This is a genomic window from Pseudomonas sp. Ga0074129, assembly GCA_001465025.1.
Taxonomy (GTDB): domain Bacteria; phylum Pseudomonadota; class Gammaproteobacteria; order Pseudomonadales; family Pseudomonadaceae; genus Aquipseudomonas.
In genome coordinates this window covers 43,152-69,231 of the sequence record LNDO01000100.1, presented here as the reverse complement: position 1 = coordinate 69,231, position 26,080 = coordinate 43,152, and the positions used below count along the sequence as shown (strand labels likewise).

Sequence of the window (26,080 nt, the reverse complement as noted above, 5' to 3'; positions counted from 1 at the left end):
TGGGAGAGGGCTGGGGAGAGGGTCGCTGGTAGCCGCAGCCCTCTCCCCCGACCCCTCTCCCGCAAGCGGGAGAGGGGAGTCAACGGATCAGGCGTCGAGCAGGTCGGCTGCGGTTTCCAGGAGGTTTTCAACGGTAAAGCCGAACTCCTCGAACAACTGCGCCGCCGGAGCCGACTCACCGAAAGTGGTCATGCCGATGATGCGACCTTCCAGACCGACGTACTTGTACCAGTAGTCGGCATGCGAGGCTTCGATGGCGATACGTGCGCTGACTTGCAGCGGCAGCACGGCCTGTTTGTAGCCAGCGTCCTGCTGGTCGAAGACGCTGGTCGACGGCATCGACACCACGCGCACCGAACGGCCTTCAGCGGTCAGCTTGTCGTAGGCGGCAACGGCCAGACCGATTTCCGAACCGGTAGAGATAAGGATCAGCTCAGGCTCGCCTGCGCAGTCTTTCAGCACATAGCCACCACGGGCGACATCTGCCAGCTGCTGGGCATCACGGCTCTGGTGCGGCAGGTTCTGCCGGCTGAAGATCAGCGCGCTTGGACCGTCAGCACGCTCGATGGCGTACTTCCACGCCACCGCCGATTCAACGGCATCGCAAGGACGCCAGGTATCGAGGTTCGGCGTGCCACGCAGGCTGGCCAGCTGCTCGATTGGCTGGTGAGTCGGGCCGTCTTCGCCCAGGCCAATGGAGTCGTGGGTGAACACATACAGCACGCGCTGTTTCATCAGTGCGGACATGCGCACCGCGTTGCGCGCGTATTCCATAAAGATCAGGAAGGTCGCGCCGTAGGGCACAAAGCCGCCGTGCAGGGCGATGCCGTTCATGATCGCGCTCATGCCGAACTCGCGCACGCCGTAGAACATGTAGTTGCCGCTGGCATCCGCGTCGGATACGCCCTTGCAGCCTTTCCACAGGGTCAGGTTGGAGCCGGCGAGGTCAGCCGAGCCACCGAGGAACTCTGGCAGCAGTGGACCGAAGGCGTTCAGGGTGTTCTGGCTGGCCTTACGGCTGGCGATGGTTTCGCCTTTGTCGGCGACTTCTTGAATATAAGCAGCCGCTTTGGCGGCGAAATCGGCCGGCAGCTCACCGCTGATACGGCGCTTGAATTCGCTGGCCAGCTCCGGGTAAGCGGCGGCGTAGACAGCGAAACGCTGATCCCACTCAGCCTCAGCTTTGGCACCGGCAGCTTTACCGTCCCATTCGGCATAGATATCAGCCGGGATTTCGAACGGGCCATGGTTCCAGCCCAACGTGGCGCGGGTCAGGGCGATTTCTTCATTGCCCAGCGGTGCACCGTGGCACTCTTCCTTGCCGCCTTTGTTAGGCGAGCCAAAACCGATGGTGGTTTTGCAGCAGATCAGGGTCGGGCGATCCTGTTCAGCACGGGCGGTTTCGATGGCGGTTTTGATTTCTTCGGCATCGTGACCGTCAACGTTGCGAATCACCTGCCAGCCGTAGGCTTCAAAGCGCTTGGGCGTGTCATCGGTAAACCAGCCTTCGACTTCGCCGTCGATGGAGATGCCGTTGTCGTCGTAGAAAGCGACCAGTTTTCCCAGCCCCAGAGTGCCGGCCAGCGAGCAGACTTCATGGCTGATGCCTTCCATCATGCAACCGTCGCCCAAGAAGGCGTAGGTGAAGTGGTCGACGATGGCGTGGCCGTCACGGTTGAACTGCGCGCCCAGTACCTTCTCAGCAATGGCGAAGCCGACGGCGTTGGCGATGCCCTGACCCAGCGGGCCAGTGGTGGTTTCCACGCCCGGCGTGTAGCCGTATTCCGGGTGACCCGGGGTTTTGCTGTGCAGTTGACGGAAGTTTTTCAGATCGTCGATCGACAGGTCGTAGCCGGTCAGGTGCAGCAGCGAGTAAATCAGCATCGAGCCGTGGCCGTTGGACAGCACAAAGCGGTCACGGTCGGCGAAGCTTGGGTTGCTCGGGTTGTGCTTGAGGAAATCACGCCACAGGACCTCGGCAATGTCCGCCATGCCCATCGGGGCACCGGGGTGGCCGCTGTTGGCTTTCTGCACGGCATCCATGCTGAGGGCACGAATGGCATTGGCTCGCTCACGACGGCTGGGCATCACTGAATCTCCTGCGGGGCTGCTTGGGCAACCGGGGGTCGAAAAAGGCGGCCATTTTCGCCCAGCCACGCCATGGGGGCAATCACAGATGGTCGTTAAGCCCCGACAATCGGTAATTAGCACCGGCAAAACGCCTCAAAGTGGCTTTTGCGCAGCCAGGCAGGGCGCGCGAAATAGCTCACCGTGCCACAAGCCTTGCACCGTGCGACGCATTACCAGCAACCAGACCAGTGCCAGCTTGGCCGCTAGCAGCAGGCCCACCCACGTAAAGAAGGCCAAGCCAGTCATGTGCTGCAGGGCAAAGGTGGCCAGGGTGAACACGCCCAGCGGGAAGGTGAATCCCCACCAGCCGAGGTTGAAGGGCAGCTCGCGACGCATGTAATGCTGAGTGAACAGGCTAGCCGCGACCAACCACCACAGCCCCGCGCCCCACAGCGCCAGCCCGCCGACCAGGCCCAGTTGCTGCGCCATTTCAGCAGCACCCTGCAACGCGGTGCCCTGCCAGGCGGACGGTGCGGCCTGCCCCAGGCTGATCAAACCCAGACAGCCGGTAGCCAGCGGCCCCAGCGGTAACCAACTGCTGGCGGCAAAGTCCATGTCCGGTAATTTGTGCAGGGCCAGACGCAACAGCACCAGGGCGATCAGAGCAAAGGCCAGGCTCAGCGATAAACCCCACAGCACATAGCCCAGGCTCAACAACAATTGCGCCGACTCAGCCCCCACGTGCGGTGCCAACGCCGCCGCGCCGCTGGCCACCACCTCCGGGGCCACGATGGGCAGCAGCCAAACCCCGGTGAGGCTTTCCAGCACATGTTTTTGCCGGGTAAACATCAAATACGGCACACCGAGTGCCGCGCCCATCGCCAACACCAGCGCCAGCCACCACAGCGCATGGGCCAGCGTCACCACGGGCGCGCCATACACAGGCGCAGCGAATAGCAGCATGCCGTTGATCACCTGCACCAACCCCATGGGTATGGCTCCCAGAAACATCGACTGCACCGGGTGATCGAGCATCGGCCACAGGGTGTCGCGAAACAGCAGCAGGCGCGCGGCAAACAGCACACTGAACAGCGCAAACAGCAGCACGGTCATGCACCACAGGCCTTCGGCCAGCAGCATTTGCCCGGGAAATGACAACGGCATCTTGGCCACCACTTGGGCCAGCACGCCGGTGCCCATGGTCATGGCGAACCAGTTGGGCGTGAACTGGCGGACAAAAGCCAGCGGCTCATGCAAACGGGTAAAGGGGCGCAACATCACGGCATTCCTCACAAACGATCGCTATTGGCGATCCATGACTGTGAGGTTAGGCACGGCCGTGCTATAGGTAAAATACATATAAAAGATACAAGGCATACCTTCTATTTATGAATCTGCATCACCTCAAGGTCTTTCTCGCCATCGCTCAAACCGGCAGCATCAGTGCCGGGGCCGCCCGCCTGTTTATCAGCCAACCAGCCGTGACCCGCGAAATCCGCGAACTGGAAGCACGCCTGCGCCTGCCGCTGTTCGACCGACAAAGCCGGGGCGTGACCCTGACCGCCGCCGGGCAACGCCTGCTGCCTTACGCCGAGCGCATCTTCGCCCTGGAGCAAGCCGCCGAGCGCGACCTGCAGGCGTTCGCCAACCTCGACTGCGGCGAACTGCATCTGGGGGCCAGCGCCACCCTGGGCAGCTACCTGCTACCGGCGCTGATCGCGGACTTTCATCAGCAGCATCCCGAGTTGCACGTGAGCCTGCAGATCGACAACACCGCCGCCTGCCTGCAGCAACTGGAACGCAACGCCATCACCCTGGCCTTTATCGAAGGCCCGTTCGCCCCGGAACAGGTCAACCATCGCCACCTTGGTACTGACGCTTTGCTGCCCGTGGCCAGCCCCCGCCATCCACTGGCCCGGCAAACAAGCGTCAGCCCAGAAGAGCTGGCCAGCGCGGCGTTGCTGATCCGCGAGCACGGCTCCGGCACCCGCGCCAGTCTTGAGCAGGCCTATCAGGCATTGGGGCTCACGCCACGGATCGCCATGGCTTTGGGCAATAGCGAAGCCCTGAAACGCAGCCTGCTTGCCGGTCAGGCCGTGGCCTGGATTTCCGAGTTGGCCTTGCAAGAAGAATTGCGCAGCGGGCAACTCTGCCGCCTGCCCGTCAGCGGCCTGCAGATCAGCCGCGACCTGCATGCCGTCTGGCGCCGCGAACACAGCCTGAGTCCGGCAGCCAGCGCCCTGCTGGAAGAAGTGACCAACGCCCTCACAGCGAGCAAGGGCAATATCAAAACTTTTTGATATTACCCTTGCTGGATAAAAAGTGTCTGACTAGACTGCCCATCCTATGAATATGCGCGCGCCACAACTGGCCTTCGAGCCCGTCGATGCCCTCACCGCCCTGTGCAAGGCCGGCGGCGACGCACTGCGCCTGAACATCCTGCGCGCGCTGACCAACGACTCGTTCGGCGTACTGGAGTTGGCGCAGATTTTTGCCACCGGCCAATCCGGCATCAGCCATCACCTCAAGGTGCTCGCTCAGGCCGGATTGGTGGCCACGCGCCGTGAAGGCAATGCAATCTTCTACCGACGCGCCTTGGCCCAGAGCGAACAACTGGGCAGTCGCTTGCACGCCGCCTTGTTAGATGAAGTGGATCAACTACCGCTGCCTGATGACGTGCAACAACGCATCGCCGCCGTACACAGCCAACGCGCAGCGACCAGTCAGGCCTTTTTCGCCCGCAGTGCCGCCAGCTTCCAGGCCCAACAAGACCTGATCGCCGGCCTGCCGCAATACCGCGATAGCCTGCTGACCCTGCTCGACTCACTGGGCTTTGCCAGCGACGCCAACGCCGTGGAAATCGGCCCCGGTGACGGCAGCTTTTTGCCCGCCTTGGCGCAGCGCTTCACCCACGTACTGGCCCTGGACAACAGCACGGCGATGCTGGCACTGGCGCAACAACGCTGCCACAACGACGGTCTGGACAATGTTCAATTGCTGCTGGTCGATGCCCTGCAGGACGACTACCCCGCCGCCGATTGCTTGGTGCTGAACATGGTGCTGCACCATTTCGCCGCCCCGGCCGACGCCCTCAAGCAACTGGCCCAGCGTGTGAAACCGGGCGGCAGCTTGCTGATCACCGAACTGTGCAGCCACAACCAAAGCTGGGCTCGCGAAGCCTGTGGCGACCTGTGGCTCGGTTTTGAGCAGGACGACTTGGCCCGCTGGGCCGCAGCAGCCGGGCTGGACAACGGCGAAAGCCTCTACGTGGGGCTGCGCAACGGCTTTCAAATTCAGGTGCGGCACTTTGCCAAACCGTCGATAACTCATGGCCTCCGGGCTGCAACCACCGGTCACCAACAGGAACCCGCACGATGAGCGAATATTCCCTCTTTACCTCCGAGTCCGTCTCCGAAGGCCATCCCGACAAAATCGCCGACCAGATTTCCGATGCGGTGCTGGACGCCATCATCGCCAAGGACAAACACGCCCGCGTGGCCGTGGAAACCCTGGTCAAGACCGGTGTGGCCATCGTCGCCGGTGAAGTCACCACCAGCGCCTGGGTTGATCTGGAGCAGATCGTCCGTGACGTCATCTGTGACATCGGCTACACCAGCAGCGACGTGGGCTTCGACGGCGCCACCTGCGGTGTGCTGAACATCATTGGCAAGCAGTCCCCGGACATCAACCAGGGCGTAGACCGCGCCAAGCCGGAAGATCAAGGCGCTGGCGACCAGGGCCTGATGTTCGGCTACGCCAGCAACGAAACCGACGTGCTGATGCCCGCGCCGATCTGTTTCAGCCATCGCCTGGTTGAGCGTCAGGCCGAGGCACGTAAATCCGGCCTGCTGCCATGGCTGCGCCCTGATGCAAAATCGCAAGTCACCTGCCGCTACGAAAACGGCCAGGTGGTCGGCATCGACGCCGTGGTGCTGTCCACCCAGCACAACCCGGAAGTGAAGTACGAAGACCTGCGCGAAGGCGTGATGGAGCTGATCGTCAAGCACGTGCTGCCGGCTGAACTGCTGCACAAAGACACCCAGTTCCACATCAACCCGACCGGCCAGTTCATCATCGGTGGCCCGGTGGGTGACTGCGGCCTGACCGGGCGCAAGATCATCGTCGACAGCTACGGCGGCATGGCCCGTCACGGCGGCGGCGCGTTCTCCGGCAAGGACCCATCCAAGGTGGACCGCTCGGCCGCTTACGCCGGTCGTTACGTGGCCAAGAACATCGTCGCCGCCGGCCTGGCTGAGCGCTGCGAGATCCAGGTGTCCTACGCCATTGGCGTGGCCCAACCGACCTCGATCTCGATCAACACTTTCGGCACCCACAAGATCGCCGAAGATCAGATCATCAAACTGGTGCGCGAGGTGTTCGACCTGCGTCCGTACGCCATCACCAAGATGCTCGACTTGCTACACCCGATGTACCGGGAAACTGCCGCCTACGGCCACTTCGGTCGCACCCCGGAGCAGAAGACGGTCGGCGACGACAGCTTCACCACCTTCACTTGGGAAAAAACCGACAAAGTTGCCGACCTGCGCGCCGCTGCTGGCCTGTAAGCCTTGCGCAACACCCGGAGCCCCGCCTTGTGCGGGGCTTTTTCTTGCCTGTGAATCCGTCCGTTAAGTAAAAGCAGCTAGGCTGAGTGAGCCATCTGCCGAGCAAGGACGCTCACCATGAAAGCCTGCATTGCCTGCTTGCTGCTGTTCAGCAGCCCCCTCTGGGCCGCCTGCCCCGACTGGCCCGTAAGCCACGCCACGCAAGAACTCAAAGCTCTCGGCCAACAACTCGCCAAGTGGGACGATGCCTACCACCGCCAAGGGCAAAGCCCGGTTGCCGATGAACTGTATGACCAAGCTCGCGCCACCCTGCAGCAGTGGCAAGCCTGCTTCCCCAGTATCGAACTCAGCCCAACTGACCCACTGACCAGCAGCGCCGGCTCACTGCCGCACCCGGTCGCCCACACAGGCCTGCACAAACTGGCGGATAAACTCGCGGTAGCCAACTGGATGGCCAGCCGTGATGACCTATGGATTCAACCCAAGGTCGATGGTGTGGCCGTCAGCCTTATCTACCGCCAGGGCCACCTGCAGCAAGTGATCAGCCGTGGCGATGGTCGCCATGGGCAAGACTGGACCACCCTGGCCCGGCAACTGCCTGCCATTCCAGCGCAGCTGCCCGGCGCGCCGGACCTGACCCTGCAAGGCGAGTTGTACTGGCGTCTGCCGGGGCACATCCAACAGCAACGCGGCGGCCAGGGCGCGCGCAGCACAGTGGCCGGGCTGATGAATCGGCAACAGCTAAACGCCGAAGAAGCCGCTGGGATTGGCCTGTTTGTCTGGGATTGGCCCGACGGCCCGGCCAGCATGCTGGCGCGCCTGCAGCAGCTAAACGCCTTGGGTTTTACCGACAGCTCGAGCTTGAGCCAGCCGATCCGCAGCGTCGCCGATGCCGCCCGCTGGCGCGAGCAGTGGTACCGCAGCGCGCTGCCCTTCGCCACTGACGGCGTGGTGTTACGACAGGCTCAGCGACCCGCTGCTGAGCGCTGGCGAGCCGAGCCGCCGGAGTGGGCGAGCGCGTGGAAACACCCGGCCAGCCAGGGTGTGGCCGTGGTTCAGGCAGTGGATTTTCGGATTGGCCGCAGCGGGCGCATTACCCCAGTGCTGCGCGTGCAACCGGTGAAGCTGGACGACAAACGCATTGAGTACCTGAGTGTCGGCTCGCTGCAGCGCTGGCAAACACTGGATGTGCGCCCCGGTGATCAGGTCGTGATTCGCCTCGCCGGGCTGACCATTCCAGCACTCGACAGCGTGTTCTGGCGTACCGAGCACCGCGCACCGCTGGCCGTGCCAACCGCTGAGGCTTACCACAGCCTGAGTTGCTGGCGCGCCACCAGCACCTGCGCCAGCCAGTTTCGCGCGCGCCTGGCCTGGCTCAGCGGCAAGCAGGGCCTGGCCTTGCCCGGCGTTGGCCCCGGCACGTGGAAAACCCTGCTAGAGGCGCAACTCGTCAGCGGCCTGCTCGACTGGCTACCGCTGACGGCAACCGAACTCATGCAAATCCCAGGCATAGGCGAGCGTCGGGCAGCGGCCTTGCAGGCGAGTTTTCAGCTGGCTAAAACACGTACGCAAGGGCAATGGCTGCACGCGTTGGGGGTTCCGCGCCCCGTGCAACTGGACGCCGATTGGGACAGCCTCACGCGACGCAGCGCCGCCGAATGGCAACAACAACCCGGCATCGGCACGCAGCGTGCGGCGCAGTTACAGGCGTTTTTCCAACACCCGGACGTACAGGCTTTGCGCGAGCAACTGCGCGCCGCGCGACTGGCCGGGTTTGCCGATCAATAGGCGCGGAACTCTTCGTGACAGGCCTTGCAGCTGTCTTCAACGCGCTGCATGGGGTCAACCAGCTTATGCGGCTTCAACGGCGGCGTCGCACTGGCCAGCACCAACGCGGCCGTGCTCGCCTCCATGGCGCGCGCCAATTCCTGAAAACGTGCCTGACGCTGCCAGACATCGTCCTTGGCGCGAGTCTCGCCCTCTTCTTCTTGCACTTGCGGGAAGTGCTGCCACGGCGTACGCGTCAGCTGGTCGAGGTTGATCGCCCCTGCGGCGAAGGCTTGCTCATTGAAGGGCAAACGCCCACGCAACATGCCGCCGAGGTCTTCACTCTGTTTGAGCATTTCTTTGAAGATGGTTTGTCGCTGGCCTTGCGGCGAGTTGGGGTCGACACCGCCACAACCACTGAGCAGCAACGCCAGCACAGCAAGGGACACATATTTACGCTTCATAACACCTTCACAGCCGAAAACCGGGTGGATAACGGGCGACAGTATCGCCAGCCATCCACTCAGGGCCAAGCGTGGTGTTTTGCCGCAGATTTCAACTTGAGGCCCATGTTGACGAACCACACCAGCGAGCGCACCGGCGCCCAATCCGCCAGGTAGCAGATGAAATACAGCACGCGACTGGCGACAAAGGCCATTGCCAACTGGTCGATCAGACTTTGCTCGGCGCCACCGGCCAGGTGCGCGATGATCACAGCAGCCGAAAAGGCCGGGGTCACTTCAAAGCTGTTGAGCTGCGCATTATTGGCGCGCCGGCCCAGGCCGGTCAGGCTGTTGAGCAGCGCGCGTGGATCGTGGTTGTGTTTGGGGCTGAAGCCGCCACTCACTGCCTTGGCCGTGACGGTGGAAAGATAAGGCAGAAACAACGCGATAAGGACACACCAGTAAGCAGTTGTCATGGAACATCTCCATTGAAGTGAGATGGTGAGCATGGTCGCTCTTACCAATCAGTGTCGATGGCATTCACGCAGAAAATACCTGGCAAAAAAGCCAAGTGAAGCCACATTGACTAAGCCCGCAGAGAAACTAATGTCTACATAGAACAACTTGGACGTTAGCTTCTGGAGTTCGCATGCACGGTTTGTCCCCCGCCTCCCCCTCTTTCTCCATGCGATTGCTGGTCCAGGCTTTGCCTTGGCTGCTGGCCGGCTTACTGATCTGGCTGGCAGTACCGACCTGGCTGTGTTTATTAATTGGCGCCGTCGGTAGTTTGACCGCTACTTTCGTTTTTGATCGCCGCCAAACGGTTGAAGTGGATCCTGCCACTGACACAACCCACTGGACACCCATGGCCACACAATGGTCAACGAGCTGAGCAAAGTGGACAACCTGTTGCACAACGCCATCAGCGAAATATCGCAGTCGTTCATGAACCTGTCGCAGAACATTGAAACCCAGCACCAGCTGAGCAACTCACTGATTGATCGTTACAGCGAAAACAGCAACACAACAGGCGAGATCAATTTCAAGACGTTCGTCGACACGACTCAGAACACCCTGGGTTTCTTCGTCGAATCGACCATCGAAACCAGCCGCGTTTCCATGCAATTAGTAGAGCGCATGGAGCAGATCACACATAAGATCGGCCTGATTCTGAAGTCTTCAAGCGACATGGATTCCATCGCCAAACAAACCAACCTGCTGGCACTCAACGCCGCCATCGAAGCCGCTCGCGCGGGTGAGGCTGGACGCGGTTTTGCTGTGGTGGCCGATGAAGTTCGCGCCTTATCCAATCGTTCAACCCAGTTTTCCGACGTCATCAACACCCACATCAGCGGCGTATACGAAGACCTGAAAAAAGCCGAAGACGCCGTCAGTCAACTTGCGGCCAAGGACATGTCTTTCGCCCTCAGCTCAAAAAAACAGGTTGAGAACATGCTGGGGCACTTGCACAGCATCAATGGCCACACCCTGACGGTCGTCACTGAACTTGGCGAGCTGTCACAGTCCATCGGCGGCACGGTAAACCAAGCCCTGACAGCCATGCAGTTTCAGGACATGTGCAGCCAATTGCTGGAGCTGATGCGCAAGTACTGCAACAAGCTGGTGGTGTATTCCTCATCGCTGAACGCCCTGTCCGCGTGCGAGCCCGCGCAACAATTGCAAGAACTTCGTGCTGCCAACGACGTGTTCAAACAGCCTCCCCATAACCCTGTAGCCCAATCCGATCTGGCTGCCGGCGGCATCGATCTTTTCTGAGATTCAGACATGACCAACACAAGCACAGTGTCTCTGCATCCCGCCACACGCTTTGACTTCAACAGCTTTCGCGACTTTCGCAAAGACTATGACGCAGCGTTGGATAACCCATCAGTGCGCGTGCTGATCGTCGACATGAAAAATGTGCAATACATCGACTCCGCTGCACTGGGGATCCTGTTACTACTGCGTGATCACGCCATTAACGTGAACAAAACGGTGGAGATACATAACCTGCACGGCATTGCCAAAGAAGTACTGGAAATTGCCAATTTCCAAAAAATCTTCACTATTCGCTAACCCCATGCGCCCTCTACACATCCTCGCCGTTGACGATGATCCGTTGATTGGCCTCGTTATCAGCACCTTTACGCGCCAACTGGGCCATACCTGCCAGCTCAGCAGAAGCGGCGAAGACGCTTTGGCGCTCTATGCTGAAAGCGACTTTGACTTGGTTCTCATCGACAAAATGATGCCCGGCATGGATGGTTTGCAAACCACCCAACGCGTAAGAGCATTGCAAGAGAAGAGTGGGTGGCGGCCCATTATCATGCTCTCTGGCGCGAGCGATCTTAACGAGCAAGTACTGGCACTGAACTCCGGCTGTGACGACTTTCTCGCCAAGCCCATCAACTTCCAGATTCTCGAAGCCAAGATCAATTCGTTTTGGCGCATCGCCGATATGCAGCAACAGATTGCGCGCAACAATGAAGAGTTGCAGCGATACGCCAATCTGGAGGCCGAAGAAAAACGCATCAGCAGCTTCCTGATGGAGCGGCTGGTACGCCGTGACATGCTCAACAACCTGAACATTGAGCATTATTTAAAGCCGGCCAGCGTGGTCTCCGGCGATCTACTTTTGGTCTCAGCCTCTCAAAGCAATGATCTGTACGTGATGCTAGCCGATGCCACGGGCCATGGACTGCCGGCGGCGCTAAGCCTGATCCCGCTGTCGCAAACCTTTTATACGATGACGAACAAAGGATTCCGGCTGAGCTCCATCATGCGCGAGCTTAACCAGCAACACCGCGCGCACAGCCCATCTGATCGTTTTGTCGCAGCGATGGCGGCCTGTTATCGCCCCCTTGATAACACGCTGGAAGTTTGGAACGGCGGCATACCGCCTGCATTTCTACTCGATGAAAAAGGCCAAGTGCTCTGTCGCTTCAACTCTGCTCACCTGCCATTGGGCATTGTCGACAACACACTCTTCGACAGCACCGTTGAAGTGGTCAAACTGGCCGACGAGAACACGCAACTGTTCATGTATTCCGACGGGCTTATCGAGGCAGAAAATGCTGACGGGCAGGCATTTGGTAAAGCACGCCTGGAGCAGTTACTGCATCAGGCCGCCAGCACGCGTTTGGTAAACCTACAAGCCAGCTTGGCTGACCACCTGGGTAACCATCCCGCGCATGATGATGTGTCTTACCTGCAATTGCTGTGCAAAGAGCGAACAACGCCACACGCAGCGCCATCAAGCCCCCTGCTGAGCGCACCGAACACCGCCGATAACTGGGGGCTACAACTGCGCCTGAGCGCCTCACAACTGCAACACCTCGACCTGGAACCCTTGATCACCAATTTTTGCCAGAGCCTGGGCCTGGAAGAGTCTCGCCAGGGTGTTTTCGGATTAATCCTGCGCGAACTGCTTTCCAACGCGTTGGATCATGGCCTGCTAGGGCTTGCGTCTAACCTGAAACATGAAATCGATGGCTTCGAACGCTACCGCCAGTTGCGCAGCGAACGCTTGCAGGCGCTGGATTACGGCGAAATTAATTTGGATATCAAGCAGCACAGAGACGCCAACACGAACCGCCTGATCCTTAGCGTCCGCGACAGTGGCCCCGGTTTTGACTTTGCAAAACTGGAGCAGGCAAGCCTGCAGAATGACGCTGATCGCTACCACGGCCGCGGCCTTCTGCTGCTGCGAAAAATTTGTTCGAGCCTCGAATTTCGGGGTAACGGCAACCAGGTAATTGCTGAACTACACTGGGCAAACGAAGACGTGGCAGGCGCCACTAACGGGAATTAGCCACGGATTTTAGGGGGCAAAATATAAATGGGGAAATCGATCCTGATTGTGGATGACTCAGCATCCATTCGCCAAATGCTGGCTTTTACCCTGCGCTCTGCCGGCTATGAGGTTGACGAAGCGGTAGATGGTAAGGAGGGGCTGGGCAAGGCACAACGTAAAGCCTATCAACTGATTTTCACGGACCAAAACATGCCCAATATGGATGGTCTTACGCTGATCAAAAGCCTGCGCGGATTGCCCAATTACCGCACCACTCCCGTGCTGATGCTCACGACTGAGTCCAGCGACACCATGAAACAGCAAGGCCGCGCCGCCGGCGCAACAGGCTGGCTGGTAAAGCCTTTTGATCCGCCAAAACTGCTGGAAGTGACCAAAAAGGTGCTCCCATAGAACGCAGTAACGCGCAGGCAGATCATTATGAATGCTGGCATGGAGCAATTTCTCGAGGTGTTTTTCGAGGAAGCTGAGGAACACTTGGCTAACCTTGAACACCTGCTACTTACACTGGATATCGCCGCACCTGATCGAGAAGCCCTGGATGGCATTTTCCGGGCCGCGCATTCGATAAAGGGCTCCAGCGGCATGTTCGGTTTTGACGACCTGACCGCCGTTACCCATGTATTGGAAACACTCCTGGACAAAATACGGGGCGGCAAAATTGCTCTGCGCGTTGAGATGGTTGACGTGTTCCTGCAATCACGGGACGTTTTAGGCCAGTTGCTGGCCTGCCACAAACAATCCCGCCCCGACCCGAGTATTCCAGTGGCGGCCACTGTCACCCGCCTGCAAGCACTGATCGACAGCGAGTCCTCTGCCCAGCCTCCTGAGCCCTCAGCGATAGAGAATGCGTACGGATTTTTCGATGCTGACCCTGGCGAATCACAGAGCGCTATAGCTCCGCCTGATCAGCACAGCACTGCCAGCACCCGCGCACCAGAAGATGATGAATTCGGCTTCTTCGATGACCAACCAGGCGCACCGAATCAGCCCGCCCCAGTCGTCAGCAATGATGCCTATGGTCTTTTCCTGGACACGCCTGCAGCAGACAACGAAACCACTGTAGGCGTTGCGGCTTCGCACTTAAGCCAGCAGGACGCTCCGCCGAGCACCACGCTAAACGACAGGCGTGCGGGGGATAGGCGCAGTGAAGATCGTCGAAGTGTTGCACCACCATCGTCTGCCCCTGCGAAACCCAATGGTGATGTTGAATCCAGTTCAATCCGCGTCAGCGTTGAAAAGATCGACAGCCTGATCAATCAGGTCGGTGAGTTGGTAATCACCCAAGCCATGCTCGCGCAACTCACTGCGGGCCTTGATCCGGCGATCTTTGAAAAGATCAATCAGGCCCTCGGCCAGTTGGAGCACAACACGCGCGAACTGCAAGAGTCGGTCATGTCGATTCGCATGCTGCCAATTAGTTTTATCTTCAACCGCTTCCCCAGGGTGGTCAGAGACACAGCCAGTAAACTGGGGAAAAAGGTCGAGCTGATTCTGCAGGGCGAGCACACCGAATTGGATAAGGGTGTGATCGAAAAGCTCACCGATCCGCTCACCCACATTATCCGCAACAGCGTCGACCACGGCATAGAGTTGCCCGCCGAACGCCTGGCGGCAGGTAAACCGGAACACGGCACAGTGCGTCTTTCGGCCTTCCACCAGGGCGGGCGCATCGTGGTTGAGATCAATGACGACGGCAAAGGGCTGGCCCGCGACAAGATCCTCGCCAAGGCCTGCGAGCAAGGCCTCCCAGTCAATGATGAGATGCCCGACAGCGAGGTCTGGCAACTGATCTTTATGCCCGGCTTTTCCACCGCAGAGGCGGTCACCGACCTCTCCGGAAGAGGCGTTGGCATGGACGTGGTACGTCGCAACATTTCCGCCATCGGTGGCCGCATCGATATCGAATCGCTAGCGGGCCATGGCACACGTATCACCATTCGCCTGCCACTGACGCTGGCCATCCTCGACGGCATGATCGTCGCCAGCGGCACCGTGCATTACGTCATACCACTGACCAACATCATCGAGTCCCTGCAACCTAAGGCTGACGACATCCGCAGCATGCGCGGCACTCAGCGGAGCGTGATCCGCGTACGCGGCGAGTACCTCACCCTGCTTAGCCTGCACCGCCTGCTTAACCTAGAAGGCGAACCACCTGCACCCTGGGAGGCGATCGTGCTGATCCTTGAAGCCGAAGGTCGAAAGTTCGCCCTATTGGTCGACGATCTGGTCGGTCAGCAGCAGGTGGTGATTAAAAGTTTGGAACAGAACTTCCGCCGCATCGACGGCATTACCGGCGCCACCATCATGGGCGATGGCAGCGTTGCCCTGATTCTCGACGTCGACGCATTGCCGCGCCTGGCCAGTCATGGAGAACTAGTCAATGAATCCTGCGAGTAACAACAACAGCAGTGAGCCGGTGCAAGAATTTCTCACCTTTACCCTGGGCAGCGAGGAATACGCCATCGATATCCTGCGCGTGCAGGAGATTCGCGGTTACGACCAAGTCACGGCAATTGCAAACAGCCCTGCCTTTATAAAAGGCGTGATTAATTTGCGCGGCGCTATCGTGCCGATCGTCGATCTGCGTATCAAATTCAACCTAGCGTCAGTGACCTATGACCCGTTCACCGTGGTGATCATTCTCAATGTGCTCAACCGCATTGTTGGCATCGTTGTGGACTCTGTCTCCGATGTGCTGGCCTTGATGCCGAATGACATCAAGCCCGCTCCAGAGTTTGGCGGCAGTTTCGACACCCAGTACCTGATGGGCCTGGCTACCGTCGAGGAGCGCATGTTGATTCTGGTCAACATCGAGCAACTCATGAGCAGCCAGGAAATGGCCCTGCTCAACGAGGGTCGCGACGCATGAACAGCAACATTGCCTGCAACACCCTAAAGCTTCCCCAAGCGCACCTGCCTGCAGTCCGGCCGAGCCGCGCCTGCCCTGTCGTTTTCTCGGCCTGAGCCAAGGAGCACACATGCGTACCAACCTGCCCATCACCAATCAGGAATTCGTCCTACGCGACGGCATGACCATTGTCTCGCGTACCGATCTGAAGGGTCGCATCACCTTTGTCAACGACGACTTCATCGAGGCCAGCGGTTTCGCCGAGTCTGAATTGATCGGTGAACCCCATAACATCTTGCGCCACCCAGACATGCCCGAGGCCGCCTTCGCTGACATGTGGACAACCCTCAAGGCCGGACGTCCCTGGACCGGCATGGTTAAAAATCGGTGCAAAAACGGTGACTATTATTGGGTAATCGCCAACGCCACGCCGATTCGCGAAGGCAACTCCGTGGTGGGCTACATGTCGGTGCGCACCCGCGCCAGCCGTGAACAAGTGCAAGCTGCCGAGCACTTGTATCAGCTATTCCGTGACGGCAAGGCCAAGGGCTGGGCGATCCATGAAGGCAAGGGTGTAAAACTCGGACTGCTTAATAGCCTCGTTCGGCTCTCAGAACGTTTCAGCCTGGGCGGCAAGTTCGCCCTGCTCGGTCTCGGCAGTGTGCTGGCCTCACTTGCGGCAGCCGCAGCGGCCAACAGCGGTAACCTGGCATTACTGGCCGTGCCGGTCGCCATCCTCCTGCTGACCCTGATCGGCGGCCTGCGCCTGAGCAGTGCTCTCGGACAGTCGCTGGAAAATGCCACTGAACATTTGGAGCGCTTTGCCCAAGCCAATTTCGACGGCATCGTCGAAGCCAGCGGCAATGACCAACTGGCGCAAATGCGCCTGGCGTTGAAACGCCTGCAAACCCGGCTCGGTTTCGAGTTCGCCGACACCAGACGCAACGCCCAGGCCAGCCTGCGTATCCGTCAGGCGCTGGATGTTGCAGCGACCAACATTATGGTCGCCGATGCCGGCTACAACATCATCTACACCAACAAAGCCCTGCAGGCGATGTTCCACAACGCCGAGAGTGATCTGCGCGCTCAGCTAACGACCTTCGATGCCAGCAGCATCCTCGGTAGTAACATCGACATTTTCCACAAGAACCCGGCACACCAGCGAGGCTTACTCGATCGCCTGCAGCAGACGTTCCAGACGCATCTGGTCATCGGTGGACGCACCTTCGACCTAATCGTCAATCCGATTGTCCACAGCGGCAAGCGTATCGGTACGGTAGTCGAGTGGAAGGACATGACCGCCGAACTCGCCGTACGCGAGCGCGAACTGACCTTGGCTGCAGAAAACGCACGGATCAAAATCGCCCTCGACAATGTCAGCAGCAGCGTGATGATCGCCGACAACGAACGCAACATTATCTATATGAACCATACCGTCAAAGCGATGATGCAGAACGCCGAAAGCGACCTGCGCAAGGCTCTGCCGAGCTTCGACGCCAGCCGCTTGCTGGGTGGCTCCATCGACCAGTTCCACAAGAACCCGGAGCACCAGAAACACCTGCTGGGGACATTCACCAGCACCTTCCGCGCCCAAATCGAAGTCGGTGGCCGCACCTTCGCCCTGGCTGCCAACCCGGTTATCAGCGAGGGCGGCGAGCGCCTCGGTGCCGTGGTCGAGTGGAGTGATCGCACCGTAGAGGTCGCCGTCGAACGCGAAGTGGCCGACGTAGTTAACGCCGCTGCCGCAGGCGATTTCACACGCCGCCTGGAACTGCGCGACAAGCACGGCTTCCTGCTCAACCTTGCAACCGGCCTCAATCAACTGGTGGAGACCGCCGACAAAGGCCTGCAGGACGTAGTCCGCATGCTCGGTGCGCTCGCTCAGGGTGACCTGACGCAACGCATCACTGATGAATACCACGGCACCTTTGGCCAATTGAAGGACTTCTCCAACGAAACGGCCATCAGCCTCTCGCGCATGCTCGGACAAATCCGTGAAGGCGCCGACACCATTTATACGGCCGCCAATGAGATCTCTGTCGGCAATACTGACTTGTCTTCCCGTACTGAGGAACAGGCCTCAAGCCTGGAAGAAACCGCATCAAGCATGGAAGAACTCACCAGTACGGTGAAACTTAATGCCGATAACGCCAGGCAAGCCAACTCGCTGGCCATGAACGCCTCTGAGGTAGCCAGCGATGGCGGCCAATTGGTTGAGCGCGTGGTGCAAACCATGTCATCGATCAACGACTCCTCCCGCAAGATCTCCGACATTATCGGCGTGATTGACGGCATCGCCTTCCAAACCAATATCCTGGCTCTCAACGCTGCAGTGGAAGCCGCACGGGCCGGTGAGCAAGGCAGAGGATTTGCGGTGGTCGCTGCCGAAGTCCGTAATTTGGCGCAACGCTCGGCAGCAGCCGCCAAAGAAATTAAAACGCTGATTTCCGACTCGGTCGACAAGGTCGAAACAGGCAATACCCTGGTGGCTCAGGCGGGCAAGACGATGAGCGAGATCGTGACTGCCATCAAACGCGTCACGGATATCATGGCCGAGATCGCAGCAGCCTCCGCCGAGCAGAGTACGGGCATCGAGGAAGTCAACGGTGCCGTCAGCCAGATGGACGAGATGACACAACAGAACGCGGCGCTAGTCGAACAGGCCGCAGCAGCAGCCGAATCTCTGCTTGATCAAGCAGCAGCCATGACCGAAGCAGTCGGCATCTTCAAAGTTGAGCAGGCCGGTCAGCGCACGCCCTCGGCCTCGCCGGTAGCGTCCCGCGCCGCCAGCATGCCATTACGCAGCGAGCAACCACCACGTAACGACAGGAGCCCTCGCCAGGCACTGCCACGTGCGAGCAGTCACGATGATGAATGGGAGCAGTTCTGAAGCACTGCAGCCCAGTGCCGCCGCAGTTCACCGGCACTGGGCATTCAGCGTCATTAAGGAGCTGGTATGGCTGATGAAGAACGCGAATTTGACTATCGCATCGGGGATTTCCAGCAAGTACGACGCCTGCTTTATGAACGCTCGGGTATCAGTCTTTCGGATAGCAAGGAACAGATGGTTTACAGCCGCCTCGCCAGGCGACTGCGCGCGCTCGGGCTAAATAGCTTCACCGCGTATTTTAGCCACCTGAAACAGTACGACGAAGAGTGGCAGGAGTTCGTCAATGCCTTAACTACAAACCTCACTTCATTCTTCCGCGAGAGCCATCATTTTGTCTCTCTTGCCGAGCACCTGAAAAAGCATCCACGCCGAAATGGCCCCGTGCGTATTTGGTGTTCGGCTGCGAGCACCGGCGAGGAGCCGTATTCGTTAGCCATCACCGCCATGGAAGCCTTCGCCAGCCTGCACCCACCTGTACAGATCATTGCGTCGGATATCGACACTGGCGTACTGCAAACCGCTGCCCAGGGCATTTACCCACTGAGTCGTATCGACCAGATGAGCAACGAGCGTAAGAAGCGCTTTTTCCTGCGGGGCAAGGGCAGCCAAGAGGGCATGGTGCGTGTGCGTGATGAACTGCGTGAGCTGATTGAGTTTCAGCAGATCAACCTTCTTGACCCGCGCTGGCCAATCGAACCCGGCCTGGATGTGATCTTCTGTCGGAACGTGATGATCTATTTCGATAAACCGACCCAGCAGCATTTACTGGAGCGCATGGTCAAGTTACTGCGCAACGACGGACTATTCTTTGCAGGCCACTCAGAAAGTTTTGTCCACGCAACCCACTTAGTCCGCCTGATAGGTCGGACAGTTTATCGGCCAGCAAATCCGAGCAGTGGTCGCCCATGAGCTACGACTACACCAGCGAACTGGCGCCTAACACTTACTTTGACCGTCACTTTAATAGTGAGGCGGTAAAGATTCTGCCTGGCGAATACTATGTTACTCAGCGTGATCTGCTGATCGTCACCGTACTTGGCTCCTGTGTTGCTGTATGCCTGCGCGATCGCAGCAACGGCATCGGCGGTATGAATCATTTCATGTTGCCGGGCAATACCGAGGAAGGCGGCAACCCACTCTCCAGTTCCGCTCGCTACGGTGTATATGCCATCGAAATCCTCATCAACCACTTGCTGAAACTGGGCGCCCAGCGCCGCCATTTCGAGGCCAAGGTATTTGGTGGTGCCAGCGTGCTGCGTGGTTTCGGCACCAATAATGTAGGCAAACGCAACGCCGAATTCGTGCTCGACTACCTGCATACCGAAGGCATCCCAGTGGTGGCGCAGGATCTGCTCGATACCTATCCACGCAAGGTTTATTTCTTCCCCAGTTCAGGCAAGGTGATGCTCAAGAAGCTCAAATCCCTGCACAACACAACGCTGCTTGACCGGGAAATGGAATACAGCCTGCGCATCAAGAAAACGCCCGCCTGTGGCGAAATTGATCTCTTTTAGGAGCTCTCATGCCGATCAAGGTTTTGGTTGTTGACGACTCCGCACTGATTCGCGCGGTACTTAAAGAAATCATCCAGCAGGATCCCGAGCTGCTGTTGATCGGTCAGGCACCCGATGCTTACGTCGCGCGTGATCTGGTTAAGCAATTCAACCCCGACGTCATTACCCTCGACATTGAAATGCCGCGCATGGACGGTTTGAGCTTTCTGGAAAAGCTGATGAATGCGCGCCCTACACCCGTGATCATGATTTCATCGCTGACCGAAAGTGGTTCTGAGGCCACTTTTCGCGCCTTGGAACTGGGTGCCGTGGACTTCGTTGCCAAACCCAAACTGGGTATTCGCGAAGGCATGGAGGCGTATGCCGATGACATACGCGACAAAATCAAAGCGGCCAGCCGCGCACGCTTACACAAACCTCGGGCATCCGCCGACCCTGTCAGCAACCGTGATAAGGCACCGACTGCAACGCGGGCACCCATCATTGGCACCGAGAAGATCATCGCCATAGGTGCGTCAACCGGCGGAACGGAAGCGATCAAAGATGTACTGCTCGACATGCCCGCCGACAGTCCGGGAATCGTCATCACGCAGCACATGCCGCCCGGCTTCACCCGCACATTTGCCGAACGCTTGAACCGAATCAGTCGCTTGCACGTAATCGAAGCCCAAGGCGGTGAGCGCATTCTGCCCGGCCATGCGTTTGTGGCGCCTGGCGATCATCACCTACTCGTCGAACGCAGCGGCGCCAATTACATCACGCGACTCTCGGAGGGGCCGCCAGTGCATCGCCACCGCCCCGCCGTTGACCCCATGTTTGAGTCGGTGGCGCAATCAGCAGGTCGAAACGCAATTGCTGTTTTGCTGACCGGCATGGGCAAAGATGGCGCCCTAGGCCTTAAGAACATTCGTGAGGCCGGTGGCTACACCGCGGCTCAGGACGAGGCCAGTAGCGTGGTGTACGGCATGCCACGCGAAGCGATGCTGCTGGGCGCTGCAGAAGACATTCTGCCGCTCAACAAAGTGGCAAATGCGCTGACTCAGCAAGTTAAGCTGCGCGGTGGTGGCAACCGCGTTTAAGCGATGCGACGGAAAGCCTTTGGCTAAATCTTCAGCATGGCTATAATCACACCCGCTTCACGCAATCGGCACCGCTCCGATTGCTCCCGCCACCTGTCCGAGGGGCGCTGCAGCAAACCCTGTTAAACAGGGCTTTGTCAGGCTCGGATAGGGCGTTAACCATACGCATCAACGGCGCCCATTCGCAGACAACGAATGGAGTGCTTTATGAGCGCCACTTTTACTGATTTTAAAGTCGCTGACATGTCCCTGGCTGCCTGGGGCCGTCGCGAAACCATCATCGCTGAATCTGAAATGCCTGCCCTGATGGGCCTGCGCCACAAATATGCCGGCGCACAGCCGCTTAAAGGCGCAAAGATCATCGGCTGCATCCACATGACCATCCAGACGGCCGTACTGATCGAAACCCTGACTGCACTGGGCGCTGAAGTACGCTGGTCGTCGTGCAACATCTTCTCGACTCAGGACCAAGCAGCTGCCGCCATCGCTGCCGCCGGCATCCCTGTATTCGCTTGGAAGGGCGAGACTGAAGAAGAGTACGAGTGGTGCATCGAGCAGACCATCCTCAAGGACGGTAAGCCGTGGGATGCCAACATGATCCTCGACGACGGCGGTGACCTGACCGAGATCTTGCACAAGAAATACCCGCAGATGCTGGAACGCATCCACGGCGTCACCGAAGAGACCACCACCGGCGTACACCGCCTGCTGGACATGCTGGCCAAGGGCGAGCTGAAAATCCCGGCCATTAACGTCAACGACTCGGTGACCAAGAGCAAGAACGACAACAAGTACGGCTGCCGTCACAGCCTGAGCGACGCGATCAAGCGCGGCACCGACCACCTGCTGTCCGGCAAGCAAGCGCTGGTCATCGGCTACGGCGACGTGGGCAAGGGCTCGGCGCAATCGCTGCGTCAGGAAGGCATGATCGTTCGCGTGACCGAAATTGATCCGATCTGCGCCATGCAAGCCTGCATGGACGGCTACGAAGTGGTTTCGCCGTTTATCGATGGCATCAACGACGGTACCGCCGCCAGCATTGACGCACAGTTGCTGAGCAAGATCGACCTGCTGGTAACCACCACCGGCAACGTCAACGTCTGCGATTCCAACATGCTCAAGGCCCTGAAAAAGCGCGCTGTGGTGTGCAACATCGGCCACTTCGACAATGAAATCGACACTGCTTTCATGCGTAAAAACTGGGCGTGGGAAGAAGTGAAGCCACAGGTGCACAAGATCCACCGCACCGGCGCTGGCAGCTTCGATCCGCACAACGATGACTACCTGATTCTGCTGGCCGAAGGTCGCCTGGTGAACCTGGGCAACGCCACTGGTCACCCAAGCCGAATCATGGACGGCTCGTTCGCCAACCAGGTACTCGCACAAATGTTCCTGTTCGAGCAGAAGTTCGCTGACCTGTCGGCTGACAAGAAAGCCGAGCGCCTGACCGTGGAAGTACTGCCGAAGAAGCTCGACGAGGAAGTTGCGCTGGAAATGGTTAAAGGCTTCGGTGGTGTTGTCACCCGCCTGACCAAAACCCAGGCCGACTACATCGGTGTTAACGCTGAAGGCCCATTCAAGCCAGAAGCCTATCGCTACTAATGCGTAGGGTGGATAAGCCCATGGCTTATCCACCGCCGACTTCCCGCAAGGTGGATGGAAAAACGCCATCCACCCTACGTCTCCAAGGCTAGAAACCCTATGAGCCAAGAACGCCGTTACAGCTTCGAGTTCTTCCCCACGAAGACCGATGCCGGGCATGAAAAACTGATGACCGTGGCGCGCCAATTGGCGAGCTACAAACCAGACTTTTTCTCCTGCACCTACGGTGCCGGGGGCTCCACCCGTGATCGCACACTCAACACCGTGCTGCAACTCGATGGCGACGTGAAGGTGCCGACCGCTCCGCACCTGTCCTGCGTGGGCGACAGCAAAGCCGAGCTGCGTGAGCTGCTGAACCTGTACAAGAACGCCGGAATCAAGCGCATAGTCGCTCTACGCGGTGACCTGCCTTCGGGTATGGGCATGGCCAGTGGCGAACTGCGTTACGCCAACGAACTGGTCAATTTTATCCGTGAAGAAACAGGCGATCACTTCCATATCGAAGTGGCCGCTTACCCGGAAATGCACCCACAGGCACGAAACTTCGAAGACGATATCGCCAACTTCGTACGCAAGGCCAAAGCCGGCGCGGACAGTGCAATTACCCAGTACTTCTTCAACGCCGACTGCTACTTCTACTTTGTCGAGCGCGTGCAAAAGCTGGGCGTGGATATTCCGGTGGTGCCGGGCATCATGCCGATCACCAACTACAGCAAGCTGGCGCGCTTCTCCGATGCCTGCGGCGCGGAAATCCCGCGCTGGATACGCAAGCAACTGGAAGCCTACGGTGACGATACCGACAGCATCCAAGCGTATGGCGAGCAGGTCATCACTGAAATGTGCGAGCGCCTTCTGCAGGGCGGCGCACCGGGTTTGCACTTCTACAGCATGAACCAGGCTGAACCGAGCCTGGCGATCTGGAACAACCTCAAGCTGCCACGCTGAGGCTGATCTCTTCGGCCATGACGCTAACGTGTCATGGCCGCCTCCCCCTTGCACATGACTTTACCCCTCAGTGTTCACGGCCTCAGATACACACCGCAGCCACACGCTGGCGAATCCGACTTGACCAGAGGGTCAACCCTGCATAGCGTGAAGCTTAAGACCACAATGGAGTGACTCAATGGTCAGCCGTAAAACCATCAATGCATCGGTTACCCCCAAAGGCAGCCTGGAAACCCTCTCCCAGCGCGAGGTGCAACAACTGCGCGCAACCGGATCTGGCAGTGTGTATGCACTGTTCCGCCAATGCGCCCTGGCAATCCTCAACACCGGCTCACACAGCGATAACGCCAAGACCATCCTAGAAGCCTACCCGGATTTCGAAATCAGTATCCTGCAGCAGGATCGCGGCATTCGCCTTGAGCTGTTCAACGCCCCTGCGGATGCCTTTGTCGATGGCGAGATGATCGCCAGCACCCGTGAAATGCTCTTTAGTGCTTTGCGCGATATTGTTTACACACAAAGCGAGCTGGAGCATCAGCGCATCGATTTCAGCAGCTCGCAAGGCATCACCGATTACGTATTCCACCTGCTGCGCAACGCCCACACCCTGCGCGCCGGCGTCGAGCCGAAGATCGCGGTGTGCTGGGGCGGTCACTCGATCAGCACAGAGGAATACAAGTACACCAAGAAGGTCGGTCACGAACTTGGCCTGCGCGGCCTGGACATCTGCACCGGCTGCGGTCCCGGCGTGATGAAAGGCCCGATGAAAGGGGCGACCATCTCCCACGCTAAACAGCGCAACGTTCAAGGCCGCTACTTGGGCCTGACCGAGCCGGGCATCATCGCCGCCGAAGCGCCCAACCCTATCGTCAATGAACTGGTCATCCTGCCGGACATCGAAAAACGCCTGGAAGCCTTCGTCCGCCTGGGACATGGCGTGATCATCTTCCCCGGCGGAGCGGGCACTGCCGAAGAGTTACTTTATCTGCTGGGCATCCTCATGCACCCGGATAACCAGCACATGCCCTTCCCGCTGATCATTACCGGGCCGAGCAGCGCCAAGCAGTACCTCAAACAACTGCATGCCTTTATCGGTGCAACCTTGGGCGAGGCCGCGCAACAACGCTACAGCATCATCCTCAACGACCCGGAACAAGTGGCACGGGAGATGGCGCTGGGTATCAAGGCGGTCAAACAGTTCCGCCGCGAACACAACGACGCCTTCCACTTCAACTGGCTGCTGAAAATCGACGAGAGCTTCCAGCACCCGTTTGAGCCGACCCACGCCAACATGGCCGCGCTCAACCTGACGCGCGCGCAACCGGGGCACGAACTGGCGGCCAATCTGCGTAGGGCGTTTTCCGGGATTGTCGCCGGCAACGTCAAAGATCAGGGCATTCGTTTGATCGAACAACACGGCCCGTACCACATCAGCGGTGACCCCGAAATCATGCAGCAGCTTGATCAACTGCTGAAAGCCTTCGTCGACCAACACCGCATGAAGCTGCCAGGTGGCAGTGCTTATGTGCCCTGCTACAAGCTGGTCACCTGAGCCGACCAGCAGCCCGACAAAAACAGTCCGCCTCGCGCGATAGCCGCTACAGTAAGTACAGGCATTTGTAACCGCGCGAGTGAGGTCACCGCACCATGGCCAGACTGTATGCGTTGCTTGTCCTACTGTGTGTCAGCGTTGTGAGTCACGCCCAGCCACTTAAGGTATGCACCAATGAGTGGCCCCCCCTATACCTTGCTGGAAGAGGGTCAGGTGCGCGGCATTGATGCTGATCTTCTGCATCTGGTGCTGACCAATCTCGGCATCAGTTATGACATCACCCTGGAACCCTGGCGTCGCTGCTTGCGCAAGATGAATGACGGCAAGCTGGACATTTTGCTCGACGCTTTTTATAGCGACGAGCGCGCCAAAACCATGATCTTCCCCAACGAGCTTATGGCAGAAAGTGCCATGGTGCTGTTCCATGCCCGCGCCCGGCCTTACACCATCAATTCGGTGGATGACCTGACCGGCCTGCGTGTCGGCACAGAACCCGGCTATGCCTACAGCCATGAGGCCTTTGCCAAAGGCACGCACTTTATCCGCGAAGATGCGCCAACGCTGGATGCCAACGTCGGCAAATTATTACTGGGGCGGATCGACCTGGTCATCACGGATCGTGCAGTCGGCCTGTTCACCGCCAAAAACATGGGCGTGCAGGACAGCATCGCTTACAGCCCGCAACCGCTCTATAGCGATCGCGTCTTTGCCGCTTTCAGCCGACGCCCAGCCATTGCCGCGCTGGTGCCCAGCTTTGAAAGCGAGTTGCGCCGGGTCAAACAGACGCCTGAATACGCCGCCATCTTGCGCCGTTATCACCAGGCAATACCCACGCAGACCGTCGAGCAGAGAGAAACTCGCGCAGACTAGCGGCTCTGTTATACTCCGGCCTTCCCGCCAGGCTTGCGCCCGGATGCTAGACCCCAGAGGTCAGCAGTACCGGACGGGATTGCGCTCCCCAAGCGTGATTCAAGCCTGGCAATACACC

21 protein-coding genes, 2 pseudogenes and 1 riboswitch are annotated in these 26,080 nt (G+C 59.0%); of the genes and pseudogenes, 19 read left to right on the top strand and 4 right to left on the bottom strand.

All coding sequences use genetic code 11. From position 1 onward, the window contains the following. Nucleotides 1-87: 87 nt before the first annotated feature. Both tkt and AUK77_RS15930 read right to left on the bottom strand, forming a co-directional pair. The gene (tkt, locus tag AUK77_RS15935; protein ID WP_296131527.1) at nucleotides 88-2,088 is read right to left on the bottom strand and encodes a transketolase; all 2,001 of its coding nucleotides are present in this window, start codon (nucleotides 2,086-2,088) and stop codon (nucleotides 88-90) included. A gap of 135 nt (nucleotides 2,089-2,223) precedes the next feature. Next, nucleotides 2,224-3,348 carry a TDT family transporter gene (locus AUK77_RS15930; RefSeq protein WP_296131525.1) on the bottom strand — a complete coding sequence of 375 codons (1,125 nt, stop codon included), beginning with the start codon at nucleotides 3,346-3,348 and terminating at the stop codon, nucleotides 2,224-2,226. 110 nt (nucleotides 3,349-3,458) lie between these two features. Here AUK77_RS15930 and AUK77_RS15925 point away from each other — a divergent pair, with 110 nt between their 5' ends. The 4 genes from AUK77_RS15925 to ligB all read left to right on the top strand — a co-directional run bounded on the left by AUK77_RS15925 (nucleotide 3,459) and on the right by ligB (nucleotide 8,423). Next, nucleotides 3,459-4,370, top strand: a complete 912-nt coding sequence (locus AUK77_RS15925) for a LysR family transcriptional regulator (protein WP_296131523.1) — start codon at nucleotides 3,459-3,461, stop codon at nucleotides 4,368-4,370. Between the two features lie 46 nt (nucleotides 4,371-4,416). Continuing rightward, nucleotides 4,417-5,448: a metalloregulator ArsR/SmtB family transcription factor gene (locus AUK77_RS15920; RefSeq protein ID WP_296131521.1), complete on the top strand. Its 1,032-nt coding sequence runs from the start codon at nucleotides 4,417-4,419 to the stop codon at nucleotides 5,446-5,448. After that, the gene (gene metK / locus AUK77_RS15915; RefSeq protein ID WP_296131518.1) at nucleotides 5,445-6,635 is read left to right on the top strand and encodes a methionine adenosyltransferase; all 1,191 of its coding nucleotides are present in this window, start codon (nucleotides 5,445-5,447) and stop codon (nucleotides 6,633-6,635) included. The genes AUK77_RS15920 and metK overlap by 4 nt, the downstream gene beginning before the upstream one ends. Nucleotides 6,636-6,752: 117 nt before the next feature. Next, the gene (gene ligB / locus AUK77_RS15910; RefSeq protein ID WP_296131515.1) at nucleotides 6,753-8,423 is read left to right on the top strand and encodes an NAD-dependent DNA ligase LigB; all 1,671 of its coding nucleotides are present in this window, start codon (nucleotides 6,753-6,755) and stop codon (nucleotides 8,421-8,423) included. Here the strand turns inward: ligB and AUK77_RS15905 are convergent. Beyond that, nucleotides 8,417-8,866 carry a cytochrome c gene (locus AUK77_RS15905; protein WP_296131513.1) on the bottom strand — a complete coding sequence of 150 codons (450 nt, stop codon included), beginning with the start codon at nucleotides 8,864-8,866 and terminating at the stop codon, nucleotides 8,417-8,419. The genes ligB and AUK77_RS15905 overlap by 7 nt on opposite strands. Before the next feature lie 59 nt (nucleotides 8,867-8,925). Then, nucleotides 8,926-9,321: an MAPEG family protein gene (locus tag AUK77_RS15900; RefSeq protein ID WP_296131511.1), complete on the bottom strand. Its 396-nt coding sequence runs from the start codon at nucleotides 9,319-9,321 to the stop codon at nucleotides 8,926-8,928. Nucleotides 9,322-9,721: 400 nt separating this feature from the next. On the opposite strand from AUK77_RS15900, the gene AUK77_RS15895 reads away from it, so the two are divergent. The 15 genes and pseudogenes from AUK77_RS15895 to AUK77_RS15825 all read left to right on the top strand — a co-directional run bounded on the left by AUK77_RS15895 (nucleotide 9,722) and on the right by AUK77_RS15825 (nucleotide 25,962). Beyond that, a complete protein-coding gene (locus AUK77_RS15895; protein ID WP_363079424.1) occupies nucleotides 9,722-10,621 on the top strand; it encodes a methyl-accepting chemotaxis protein in 900 nt (299 codons plus the stop codon). Between the two features lie 9 nt (nucleotides 10,622-10,630). After that, nucleotides 10,631-10,921 carry an STAS domain-containing protein gene (locus AUK77_RS15890; RefSeq protein ID WP_296131508.1) on the top strand — a complete coding sequence of 97 codons (291 nt, stop codon included), beginning with the start codon at nucleotides 10,631-10,633 and terminating at the stop codon, nucleotides 10,919-10,921. A 4-nt stretch (nucleotides 10,922-10,925) separates the two neighbouring features. Further along, nucleotides 10,926-12,656, top strand: coding sequence for a fused response regulator/phosphatase (locus AUK77_RS15885; RefSeq protein ID WP_296131505.1), 1,731 nt, complete (start codon nucleotides 10,926-10,928; stop codon nucleotides 12,654-12,656). A gap of 27 nt (nucleotides 12,657-12,683) precedes the next feature. Then, the gene (locus AUK77_RS15880; protein ID WP_296131502.1) at nucleotides 12,684-13,049 is read left to right on the top strand and encodes a response regulator; all 366 of its coding nucleotides are present in this window, start codon (nucleotides 12,684-12,686) and stop codon (nucleotides 13,047-13,049) included. Nucleotides 13,050-13,076: 27 nt separating this feature from the next. Next, entirely contained in the window at nucleotides 13,077-15,059 is a 1,983-nt protein-coding gene (locus AUK77_RS15875) for a chemotaxis protein CheA (RefSeq protein ID WP_296131498.1), read from the top strand. Further along, entirely contained in the window at nucleotides 15,043-15,531 is a 489-nt protein-coding gene (locus AUK77_RS15870) for a chemotaxis protein CheW (protein ID WP_296131495.1), read from the top strand. Before AUK77_RS15875 ends, AUK77_RS15870 begins: the two co-directional genes overlap by 17 nt. A 109-nt stretch (nucleotides 15,532-15,640) precedes the next feature. Then, nucleotides 15,641-16,600 (top strand): annotated as a pseudogene (locus tag AUK77_RS18980) (PAS domain-containing protein); the annotation flags it as partial. A 246-nt stretch (nucleotides 16,601-16,846) separates the two neighbouring features. After that, nucleotides 16,847-18,400 (top strand): annotated as a pseudogene (locus tag AUK77_RS15860) (methyl-accepting chemotaxis protein); the annotation flags it as partial. 66 nt (nucleotides 18,401-18,466) lie between these two features. Next, nucleotides 18,467-19,309: a CheR family methyltransferase gene (locus AUK77_RS15855; protein ID WP_296131492.1), complete on the top strand. Its 843-nt coding sequence runs from the start codon at nucleotides 18,467-18,469 to the stop codon at nucleotides 19,307-19,309. Beyond that, nucleotides 19,306-19,914 (top strand): chemoreceptor glutamine deamidase CheD, encoded by a 609-nt coding sequence (gene cheD / locus AUK77_RS15850; protein ID WP_296131490.1) that lies wholly within the window; start codon nucleotides 19,306-19,308, stop codon nucleotides 19,912-19,914. Before AUK77_RS15855 ends, cheD begins: the two co-directional genes overlap by 4 nt. 8 nt (nucleotides 19,915-19,922) lie before the next feature. Further along, on the top strand, nucleotides 19,923-20,993 hold the full coding sequence (locus AUK77_RS15845) for a chemotaxis response regulator protein-glutamate methylesterase (RefSeq protein WP_296131488.1): 1,071 nt from the start codon (nucleotides 19,923-19,925) through the stop codon (nucleotides 20,991-20,993). A gap of 93 nt (nucleotides 20,994-21,086) precedes the next feature. Continuing rightward, a riboswitch (S-adenosyl-L-homocysteine riboswitch) is annotated at nucleotides 21,087-21,180 on the top strand. 8 nt (nucleotides 21,181-21,188) lie between these two features. Further along, nucleotides 21,189-22,595: an adenosylhomocysteinase gene (ahcY, locus tag AUK77_RS15840; RefSeq protein ID WP_296131484.1), complete on the top strand. Its 1,407-nt coding sequence runs from the start codon at nucleotides 21,189-21,191 to the stop codon at nucleotides 22,593-22,595. A gap of 99 nt (nucleotides 22,596-22,694) precedes the next feature. Then, nucleotides 22,695-23,540 (top strand): methylenetetrahydrofolate reductase [NAD(P)H], encoded by an 846-nt coding sequence (gene metF / locus AUK77_RS15835; RefSeq protein WP_296131481.1) that lies wholly within the window; start codon nucleotides 22,695-22,697, stop codon nucleotides 23,538-23,540. A gap of 178 nt (nucleotides 23,541-23,718) precedes the next feature. Next, nucleotides 23,719-25,092, top strand: coding sequence for a nucleotide 5'-monophosphate nucleosidase PpnN (ppnN, locus tag AUK77_RS15830; protein WP_296131478.1), 1,374 nt, complete (start codon nucleotides 23,719-23,721; stop codon nucleotides 25,090-25,092). 174 nt (nucleotides 25,093-25,266) lie between these two features. Continuing rightward, nucleotides 25,267-25,962, top strand: a complete 696-nt coding sequence (locus tag AUK77_RS15825) for a transporter substrate-binding domain-containing protein (RefSeq protein WP_296131476.1) — start codon at nucleotides 25,267-25,269, stop codon at nucleotides 25,960-25,962. Nucleotides 25,963-26,080 lie beyond the last annotated feature (118 nt).